This window comes from Phormidesmis sp. 146-12 (assembly GCF_052939495.1).
Map to the genome: position 1 here is coordinate 1 of NZ_JBJPHS010000187.1, position 7,555 is coordinate 7,555.

Genomic DNA, 7,555 nt, shown 5'->3' on the forward strand with positions numbered 1-7,555 from the left:
CTTTTTGTCTCATTTGAGATCCCATCTCACCCAAAACTAATTAATCGAGGTGCCCTCTGGAGACCTGATGAAACTCGCAAAAATGAGTTAGTCTTCATCGGTCGCAATCTGGACGAAGCTGTTTTAAGAGAAGGATTCAAAGCGTGTTTCGTGTAAAGGCAAAAACTTCGGGGAGTGACTTTCAACCACACTGGCAGGGATCGCTTTCTGACTATGTAACGGCGATCGCGTGGTCGCCCACTGGTCAACTCCTGGCTGCGAGTTCTGCGGCCGGTGAGGTGACGATATTGACGGTCAAAACATCACAGACAACCCTGCTCCAAACGGCAACGGGACAATCCGCAGACTGTCTTAGTTTTTCTCACGATGGGCAGTTTCTTGCGGTTGGCGGACAAAACGGACAAGTCAAAATTTGGCACCTCTCGGCCGAAACGCCACAACTGCTCGCCACCCTGGGGAACGGACGCGATTGGATCGATCGCATGGCGTGGAGTCCAAAGCGCAATCAACTGGCATTCAGCCTGGGTCGTTATGTACAAGTGTGGGACAGCGCAATGAATGACATTGCGACCACGTTAAATTTTGAGACTTCCTCTGTCTTAGATCTGGGTTGGCATCCTGACGGGAAGCGTTTAACGATCGGAGGGTATCAAGGCATCAAGATTTGGACAGCAGACGATTGGGATGATGATCCCTATTTGCTGAGTCTAGATTCTGCGAGTGTGGCAGTTGCCTGGTCACCCGATGGTAAATATATTGCGTCTGGGAATCTCGATCGAACCATTACCGTTTTGGAGTGGGAAAATCCTCATCCGTGGGTGATGCGTGGCTTTCCGGGTAAAGTGCGTCAACTGGCTTGGTCAAACTACTTCACTAAGACAAGTGCGCCATTGTTAGCAGCGGCCAGTGCTGAGAGCATTGTGATTTGGGAGAAACAGGCAGATGAGTTGGTCGGCTGGGAAGGGAGAGTGCTGGAGCATCATGAAGATATGGTGCAATCGATTCAGTTTCAACCTGACACCGTGCTGTTTGCTTCTGCTGCCGCCGACGGCTGTATTTGTTTGTGGAACAAGGCAAAGCAGTTAGCCCAGATTCTTGAGGGTGCGCCTGACGGATTTTCCTGCCTTTCCTGGCATTCTCAGGGTCAGTCTCTGGCTGCGGGTGGGCAGAATGGAGAGCTGATTATCTGGTCAAAAGAACAGCGAGGTCAAGGGTTTGGAAGGCGTTAGCGGCGGTTGTTAGTCTAGGAGAGCAAGCTAAATTTCCCACGATCGAGGGACTTTAAACCAAAATCTGGTCTGAAAGTCCCTAAAATTGGCAGCTTGGGGGCAGAAGCGCCCAAGAACGAAGCAAAAAAACTTCATTGAGTTCACGTTAGCAAGGTACAGGTTTAATAGACTTCCTGCATGAATACCTGGCGATTAATGTTAGGAATAAGGATTAAATAATATCGAATTTGTAGGGTGTGTTAAGCGATAGCGAAACGCACCACCAACGCTTGAAATCGGTGCGCTTCGCATGGCTCAACACACCCTACGCAATGGTCGGTTTTATTTAATCCACAATCCTTAGCTTCGCAAGAGCCTTTGGAAGGTATCTATGATTCGTGAAGAAAGTCTAATCATGAGGCTTCCGATTCATTACCCTCCAAAGAACCATTGAGTTCCTGTAATCAAGTAGTACAGACCCGTTAAAATCAAGGCAACACTGCCAAAGTGAATAATTCCTTCCGAATGCTTCAACAATTGCTTACTTTGCTTTGCTAATCCTGTGAATAGGCTAGCTAGAAAAATAAGGATAGTATAGCCCAGCGCATAGCTGACCATTGTTAGCGTCCCTAGAATCTGAGAGCCTGTTGCTGCTGCTGCCGCTAGAACTGCAAACAGAACTGGACTGGCGCAGGGAGAACTCACTAAGGCAAACGTTAACCCTACGCCATAGGGGCCAGCGTGAGGAAGATTAACTGACAGTTGCGGAAGTGGCAATTTAACAACGCCGAGCAACCACAGCCCCATGATTGCCATAATGAATCCGACAATCACATTGATATAGCCTCGATATTCGACCAGCACGGCTCCTGCAAAGGAGGAGACCAAACCAAACGAACTCAAAATTGTGATGGCTCCCAAAACAAATAAGCCCGCTTTCACAAATGCATCCCGACGAGACTGAATCTCAAGCGTACCAATGTAGCTGAGATTAACAGGCAATAACGCTAAAATGCAGGGTGAGACACTTGCAAGAACGCCACCAGCAAATGCTAAGGGCAATAACAGGAAAGGATTGGCGGTATCTTGCTGGTCAAACCATTGTTGGTAGCGGTTTTCAACCATTGAAATCATCTGTTCGATCGGATGACTAATTGCAGACCCCAATGTTAAAACTAGAATTAGGCAAAGCAATCCCAATCCGCCGTAAATAAGCCACTTCTTTTGCATAAAGCTTTCCTTGAAGTATCCAGAAGAAGCTCATCGTAAAACTTCTCCTGGCTAGGGTCATTAAATGGGGGTAGAATCCAGCACTTTCTTGTAGTCTGCTAGATTCGGATTATTGCGCTGTTGGCTCAAGACTTTGCCTGTTGCAGGATCAATAATGGCAATCATGCCTGTCTGTGATTTATTGACAGCCAGAAACTCACTCAGCCCAAGTTGTTTGGCTTTCGCTTCTGCTTCCGCAGTCGTCGCCTGATTGCTGACATCTAAAACAACAAAGGTGACTTTACCTTCATAGTCTTTCTTCAGTTGTGCCACAGTGGGTGCAATATTCTTACAAGCTGAACACCAAGTTGCAAAGACATCTACGACAACAGGTTTTCCCTGTAGTTCTTGTGCTAGAGGAGCCTCCACTGATTTGGCTTTGGCGGCACAGGGATTCGCTTTGCTTGCACAGGGATTCGCTTTACTTGCACAGGGATTCGCTTTGCTTGCACAGGGATTCGCTTGAACTTCAGTGCTTGTGTTTGTAGGAGATTTTGTTTTTGCGGCACAAGGGTTTGAACAACCTGCTACTACTCCCAGACTCAGGAATGAAGCAACTGCAAGGGCAGAAAAATATTGGATCTTCATGGCGTGATTTCCTCAAAATACGATCGACGGACGCTCAGTTAATCTTCTATTACCGACGGGAAAGTGCAGCATTCAGTACCGTGGTGTAATCGGACTTATTCGCGTTGTTACGATACTGTGTCAAAATGTTTCCGGTTTTAGGATCAATGATGGCAACCATGCCAGTTTGCGACTTGTTGGCTGAGAAAAACTGCCCCAGTCCTAGTGCTCTAGCTTGCTGTTCTGCTTGCCTTGCTTTGGCACGATCGCTGACATCCAGCACCACAAAATGCACATTGTTACCATACTGTCGCTTGAGTTGAGAGAGCGTTGGCGCAATATTCTTACAGGCAGGACACCAGCTTGCATAGATATCGACCACAACGGGCTTCCCTTGTAGTTGTTTCGCTAAAGCTCCACCAACATTCCCAGACCGCTTTGCTTGTGCAAGAAGCTGGACAGGAGCGGCCGAGACTCGTGTAGACGTTGTATTGAGGAATGAGAGGGAGACGACTAAGCCACTCAAACTCAAACCTGCTAATAAAACTAGATAATGACGCATACAGAACCTATGATTGCGGTGGTGATTAGCATTAAATTCCAGAAAAATGAGGATGAGATGAGGATGAGATGGATCAATGCTAAAAATTTGCGCCTCTGTTTTTTCAGCAAAAATTCATCTTGATACTGAGGTTTGCTTGTACAGTAAAAACAAAATGATACGCTGTAGAGCAATCCGCGACTATGAGAGGACAAAACTGGTTTGTGACCAATGCGGGAAAGTGCCAAGATGGGGACGCGATCTGCTCTAGCATAGATCTCTCTAAGATCGCTCAAGCTGAGGAATTGTCTCAACCGTATCGGCTCTATCGTTTTTTAACCGAGTTAGAAGATGTGTTAAATCAAATCACGGATGATCGACTCCGACTTCAAGCGATTTGTCCGTTAGTTCGTAAACTTCTAAATCATGCCGATTGGCTGCAACTGCCCTTTCTTCAGCCCGATTCAGAAACAGGTTGGGCCGTGTCTATGTTGTATGATGAGCCGTTTTTTCCATTAACTGTGCAACTCGTTGCCTGGGCACCCGGAGTCACTTCCCCCATTCACAATCATGCGAGTTGGGGACTTGTCGCATTGTTAAGTGGACAAGAGAACAATACATTTTGGCAGCGATCGCCCACGTCCGAACGCCCTGACCAGATTGAATTAAGCAGCGATCGCTTACTTGATCCTGGCGACATTCTCTGTTTGATGCCTGATACCATTCATCAGATTCAAGCGATGGGAGATCAGCCAACTCTAAGCTTCAATCTCTATGGCGAAACAAACTATGATCAACGATTCGAGTTTGACCCCATTCAAGGCACCGCCAAGCCCTTCTGATTTTTACTGAGCATTCCTCTATGCCATTGAGCCGCCTGATTCGAGCCAGAATCAACTCTTTCACAAACAAGCGAATTTCGACTTCCTCGCTTCAGTTTCGCTTGACTCTAGAATTGGTCGCACTATCGATTCTAGGGTTGGGCAGTGTGGCAATTTGGGCAGGTTGGCAAATGGAGCAAAATCTAGTTGCAGCCCACAAACAGACGCTAGAATACATTGCGATGCGCTTTCCCGATCAAATCCAGCTTTATAGCGAGATGGGACAACTGGACACTGGATTAGAGAGAACCATCCGTAAAGTTTCAACCTCCAAATTAATCGTATGGGTCAAAAGTCCAGAGGGTAAACTGCTAGCACAATCGGTTGGAGTGGAGTCGGTTGCGTCCACAGTCCAGCAAGTTGATACTCTCGCCCAAGTTCCAAAAACGCCGCAGATTGTTCGGTTTGGGAATCGAGATATTGTGTTGTGTGGTAGCCCTCTCGCAATTGATGGGAAAGCCTTCGGGCAGCTATATCTGGCTCAAGATATTACAGAAGATCAGCACAAATTGAACACTGGACTCTGGCGATTGCTACTTGTTAGTTTGGTGGCGATCGCACTCTTGATCACAGCTATCTCAAAACGAATTCATAAAGCAATGCAGCCGCTAGAACAGATGAGCCACCTTGCCAGTGCTGTTTCTGCGGATGATTTATCAGATAACCTGAACAAAGCTAAGTTACAACTAAATCGAGCACCGGATGAAGTTCTAGGATTAGCTCAGGCGTTCAATGAAATGCTACTTCGATTGTCTGGGGCATGGGAACAGCAACGGCAATTTGTCGGTAATGTTTCCCATGAGTTACGCACGCCCTTAACGGTTGTACTCGGTTATTTGCAGAGCTTACTTCGACGAAGTACAAACTTAAATCCTTATCAACAACAAGCACTAGAAACGGCTGCGGCAGAGACAGAGCGCACCATTCGGATGTTGCAAGATTTGCTGGATCTGGCGCGAGCAGATAGCGGAAATTTGCACTTTCGGCGGAATCCGATCATGCTCAATACGCTGGTTACAGAAGTTGCAGCGATGAGTCAAAAGGTTAGTAATCGACCCGTCAAGGTTCTCTTTCCTGATGAAGATGTGGTTACTTGTGCCGATCAAGACCGATTACAGCAAGTGTTGATTAATCTAGTCGATAATGCGATCAAGTATTCTGCTGCGGATCAGCCTGTTGAGTTAGTGTTAGCACAAACGGAGCAGTATGCCATGATTCAGGTGCGCGATCGCGGCATCGGCATTCCCTTAGCGCATCAAAATCGAATTTTTGAACGATTCTACCGAGTCGATGAAGCGATGACTCGTTCTAGAGATGGCACGGGACTGGGATTAGCGATCGCAAAAAGTTTAACCGAAGGCATGAAAGGTCGAATTACAGTACGGTCTAGCCCAAACGAAGGCAGTACGTTTACAATAACTCTACCCCTTTGGAAACCTGACCGATGACTAATCACATCCTCTTAGTCGAAGATGACCCCAGATTAGCAGAGTTTGTCAAAACAGAACTGTGCTTGGAAGGATATCAAGTCACAGTTGCCATCGATGGCATCCAAGGGTTAGCGATCGCCCGTGAAGCACACCCTGATTTGCTCATTTTAGATTGGATGCTGCCAGGGATTTCTGGCTTAGATTTATGTTTGCGATTGCGGAAAACAGGCATTCAAACGCCGATTATTTTGTTGACTGCAAGAGATGAAATTCCCGATCGCGTGACCGGCCTAAATGCGGGAGCCGATGACTATGTAACAAAGCCCTTTAGCATTGAAGAACTATTAGCAAGAGTCAAAGCACGCCTACGCTGTGTGAATCCGACTGAACCCGATACGCTAGAGTTTGAAGACATGAGCCTCAATCCTCTCACACGAGAAGTCTATCGAGGCAGTCAGTTAATTGAACTCACAACTAAAGAATTTGATCTACTGGAGCTGATGATGCGTCATCCGCGCCAAGTACTCACTCGCGATCAAATTCTAGAAAAGGTCTGGGGCTATGATTTTATGGGCGAGTCGAACATTATTGAAGTCTATATTCGAGCATTACGACTCAAGCTAGAAGCAAACCATCCTAAGCGTTTAGTGCATACTGTTCGCGGAGTGGGTTATGTTGTGCGTGAGCACTAATTTCTAGTTGCTGGATGCTCAATAGCTTCACTGGCTCGAACGAGAGATAGCTCCCAAAACTCAGGTTAAAATGTGAGGATTCATGCAGCATACCCGCAGATCTGATGAATAGACTTCCTGCATGAATACCTGGCGATTGATGTTAGCTTCGCAAGAGCCTTCGGCAACGCTGCTATCAGAACAAAGTCCACCTCCGTGGACTAACGGTTAAAATCGCCTCTTTAGTGTGCGAAGGCACACTTTGCTCTTGTAGCCCCGACTTTAGTCGGAGGGCATCTATGATTCGTGCAGGAAGTCTAATGAGAGAGTGCAATATCGATTGTGGGAAGGTGCAACTTGATTCACCAATCGCAGTTTCTACAGCGCTACTCCGCTTCTCCTATCAATGTGAAGGCTGCCCAATCTCGCGGTTGGGGATGGGTTTTCATCGTCGTTAACATTGCCTGCCGGAGTGCTTGCGCTCTATCTGGATTCTTCTGCAAGTTCTGATAGAACGCTTTCATCAGATCCGCAGTAGGTGCATCAGGAATTGCCCAGAGCGAAACAATCACACTCGGAACCCTGGCGGCGATCAGCGATCGAGACAAGCCAATCATTCCATCTCCAGTTGTTCTGCCCTGTGCTGTATTACAAGCACTTAAAACAACCAGATCTGCTTGCAGTCTCATGTTCAAGATTTCTTCTGCGGTCAATAGTCCATTGTCATTACCAGAAGGAGCTAGAGCGATCGCGCTTCCCAATCCACGAATATCATCCAGTAGCCCATGTGTCGCGAGGTGAATGATTGAGGCTTGAGGCATTTTGGCAACGATCGCTGCTTTGGTTCCTTGTGCGCCAATAATCGGTTGAGTGTTGAGGAGGGAGGCGATCGTTTTAGCTTCGATTTCGGCTCCGGGTAGGGGTGATAATTGCTGCTTCGGTTCTCCGGGCGACAGAGAAACTTGGGGCATGGTGGGATTGCCCAATA

9 protein-coding genes are annotated in these 7,555 nt (G+C 47.1%); 5 read left to right on the plus strand and 4 right to left on the minus strand.

Annotated elements, in window-relative coordinates; translation table 11 throughout:
* The first annotated feature begins 39 nt into the window (after nucleotides 1-39).
* Together ACKFKF_RS33615 and ACKFKF_RS33620 are read left to right on the plus strand one after the other, a co-directional pair.
* Nucleotides 40-156 (plus strand): GTP-binding protein, encoded by a 117-nt coding sequence (locus tag ACKFKF_RS33615; RefSeq protein ID WP_446871725.1) that lies wholly within the window; start codon nucleotides 40-42, stop codon nucleotides 154-156.
* Nucleotides 144-1,229, plus strand: a complete 1,086-nt coding sequence (locus ACKFKF_RS33620; protein WP_446871718.1) for a WD40 repeat domain-containing protein — start codon at nucleotides 144-146, stop codon at nucleotides 1,227-1,229. Before ACKFKF_RS33615 ends, ACKFKF_RS33620 begins: the two co-directional genes overlap by 13 nt.
* Nucleotides 1,230-1,640: 411 nt before the next feature.
* Here the strand turns inward: ACKFKF_RS33620 and ACKFKF_RS33625 are convergent, their stop codons facing one another.
* Genes ACKFKF_RS33625 through ACKFKF_RS33635 form a run of 3 tightly spaced genes read right to left on the minus strand, consistent with a single transcriptional unit; the run spans nucleotide 1,641 to nucleotide 3,606 of the window.
* Nucleotides 1,641-2,438, minus strand: coding sequence for a cytochrome c biogenesis protein CcdA (locus tag ACKFKF_RS33625; RefSeq protein WP_446871719.1), 798 nt, complete (start codon nucleotides 2,436-2,438; stop codon nucleotides 1,641-1,643).
* 60 nt (nucleotides 2,439-2,498) lie between these two features.
* On the minus strand, nucleotides 2,499-3,065 hold the full coding sequence (locus ACKFKF_RS33630) for a thioredoxin family protein (RefSeq protein ID WP_446871720.1): 567 nt from the start codon (nucleotides 3,063-3,065) through the stop codon (nucleotides 2,499-2,501).
* A gap of 49 nt (nucleotides 3,066-3,114) precedes the next feature.
* The gene (locus ACKFKF_RS33635) at nucleotides 3,115-3,606 is read right to left on the minus strand and encodes a TlpA family protein disulfide reductase (protein ID WP_446871721.1); all 492 of its coding nucleotides are present in this window, start codon (nucleotides 3,604-3,606) and stop codon (nucleotides 3,115-3,117) included.
* Nucleotides 3,607-3,788: 182 nt separating this feature from the next.
* On the opposite strand from ACKFKF_RS33635, the gene ACKFKF_RS33640 reads away from it, so the two are divergent.
* Genes ACKFKF_RS33640 through ACKFKF_RS33650 form a run of 3 tightly spaced genes read left to right on the plus strand, consistent with a single transcriptional unit; the run spans nucleotide 3,789 to nucleotide 6,588 of the window.
* Nucleotides 3,789-4,427: a cupin gene (locus tag ACKFKF_RS33640; RefSeq protein WP_446871722.1), complete on the plus strand. Its 639-nt coding sequence runs from the start codon at nucleotides 3,789-3,791 to the stop codon at nucleotides 4,425-4,427.
* Between the two features lie 20 nt (nucleotides 4,428-4,447).
* Nucleotides 4,448-5,914 carry an ATP-binding protein gene (locus tag ACKFKF_RS33645; protein ID WP_446871723.1) on the plus strand — a complete coding sequence of 489 codons (1,467 nt, stop codon included), beginning with the start codon at nucleotides 4,448-4,450 and terminating at the stop codon, nucleotides 5,912-5,914.
* Nucleotides 5,911-6,588 carry a response regulator transcription factor gene (locus ACKFKF_RS33650; RefSeq protein WP_446859933.1) on the plus strand — a complete coding sequence of 226 codons (678 nt, stop codon included), beginning with the start codon at nucleotides 5,911-5,913 and terminating at the stop codon, nucleotides 6,586-6,588. The genes ACKFKF_RS33645 and ACKFKF_RS33650 overlap by 4 nt, the downstream gene beginning before the upstream one ends.
* 365 nt (nucleotides 6,589-6,953) lie before the next feature.
* Here the strand turns inward: ACKFKF_RS33650 and ACKFKF_RS33655 are convergent.
* Nucleotides 6,954-7,555 (minus strand): CHAT domain-containing protein (locus tag ACKFKF_RS33655; protein ID WP_446871724.1); only part of this gene is annotated, 602 nt, incomplete at its 5' end.

Bases quoted from the DNA above. Each gene is read 5' to 3' on its own strand.
- ACKFKF_RS33630 (WP_446871720.1), bottom strand. From the start codon at position 3,065: ATGAAGATCCAATATTTTTCTGCCCTTGCAGTTGCTTCATTCCTGAGT.
- ACKFKF_RS33650 (WP_446859933.1), top strand. From the start codon at position 5,911: ATGACTAATCACATCCTCTTAGTCGAAGATGACCCCAGATTAGCAGAG.
- ACKFKF_RS33635 (WP_446871721.1), bottom strand. From the start codon at position 3,606: ATGCGTCATTATCTAGTTTTATTAGCAGGTTTGAGTTTGAGTGGCTTA.
- ACKFKF_RS33645 (WP_446871723.1), top strand. From the start codon at position 4,448: ATGCCATTGAGCCGCCTGATTCGAGCCAGAATCAACTCTTTCACAAAC.
- ACKFKF_RS33625 (WP_446871719.1), bottom strand. From the start codon at position 2,438: ATGCAAAAGAAGTGGCTTATTTACGGCGGATTGGGATTGCTTTGCCTA.
- ACKFKF_RS33640 (WP_446871722.1), top strand. From the start codon at position 3,789: ATGAGAGGACAAAACTGGTTTGTGACCAATGCGGGAAAGTGCCAAGAT.